Raw genomic sequence first — 1417 nt, forward strand, 5'->3', positions numbered from 1 at the left:
ATGATTACCGGCAATACCGCCTATGATGCAGCAGGCTCGATGTTAATCGGGGTTTTATTAATTACCGTTGCCGTCGTGGTGGGTACAGAAGTCCATTCCTTACTGCTTGGTGAGGCGGCGGTTGATATCAGCGATAACGTACAGCACTATCTGGAGAGTCAACCCTGTGTGCTACAAGTGCTCAATGTGTGGGCGATCAATCATGGCAATAACGTCATGGTGAGTATAAAAGCCGAGCTTCAACCCGATATGGCCGTTGTCAATGCAGTGAATGAAATTAATGCGATGGAACAGCAAATCAAGCAAACGCATGCGCGGGTTAAATGGATTTTCTTTGAAATTGATAACGCTGATTAAGTTATTTACGTTTACTGGCCTGGCTTTCTTGTCCCATGATGTCCCAACAGGTAACGAATAACGCTGCAATAATGGGGCCTAGTACAAATCCGGTTAAGGAAAACCAGGTTAATCCACCCAAAGTGGAGACCAGTACCAGATAATCCGACATTTTACTGTCTTTACCTATCAGCCGTGGCCGCAGAAAGTTATCAATCATACCAATGACTAAAATACCGACAACCAAAACGATAACCGCATTTAACGTTTGACCTTGTAAAAACATAATTACCGCAGCGGGGCCCCAAATTAGCGTGCTGCCTACAGGCAATAAAGATAAAACTATCATTAACATACCCCACAAAAAAGCGGCGGGAATACCGACAAACCAAAATAAAAATCCCCCAATGCTGCCTTGAATAACAGCGACGATTAAACCGCCTTTAACAGTCGCCCTGGCTACACTGGTAAAACGCTCAAATAATTCTATTTCGATCCCGTCACCGATAGGAATCAGAGAGATGAGTTTTCTTATCAAATGATGACCATCCCGCAATAGAAAAAACAGAATGTAGAAGGCCAAGGCAAATTGAACGATAAGAGCTAACAGATTCTGGGTTAATGCGGGCACTTGTTGTGCAATATATTTGACGGCTTGTGCAAAGGCATTTCCTGCCGAAGCACCTATCTGCTCAACGCTCAATGCTTCCATATGAGAAAGCTTATTGAATTTTGGCAAAAGAAGCGCGAGAGTCTCTTGAAAATAAACTTGGGGTTTAATTTCCCCGCCTTGAATTTTTTGATAAAGGATTGTACTTTCCTCGGTAATCATCAAGGTTATGGTCAACAAAGGGACAACAAAAACCAGAATAATCATCAGCATGGTTAACAACAATGGCAGTATTTCCGAATTTTTAAAATAGTGCCTGATCCGCTGATAAACAGGATCAAAGACTACCGCCAGAATGACGGCCCAAAAACAGGCTAATAAAAAATCTTTAATCAATAGAAAAAATGACACCGTTACCAACAAAACAAAGGTCAAAAAAAGAATATAAGGGGTATTTTTTTGCATGAAAAA

General features: G+C 41.6%; 1 protein-coding gene and 1 pseudogene. One reads left to right on the forward strand and one right to left on the reverse strand.

Going from position 1 to position 1417, the window contains the following annotated elements; all coding sequences use genetic code 11:
- Window positions 1-357 (forward strand): annotated as a pseudogene (locus tag Q7V32_RS08775) (cation efflux family transporter); the annotation flags it as partial.
- A gap of 1 nt (window position 358) precedes the next feature.
- Here the strand turns inward: Q7V32_RS08775 and Q7V32_RS08780 are convergent.
- Window positions 359-1417: AI-2E family transporter (locus Q7V32_RS08780; protein WP_304896607.1), on the reverse strand; the 1059-nt coding region annotated here is incomplete at its 5' end.

It is taken from the genome of Methylicorpusculum sp., from assembly GCF_030651835.1.
In the GTDB taxonomy this organism is placed as follows: Bacteria; Pseudomonadota; Gammaproteobacteria; order Methylococcales; family Methylomonadaceae; genus Methylicorpusculum.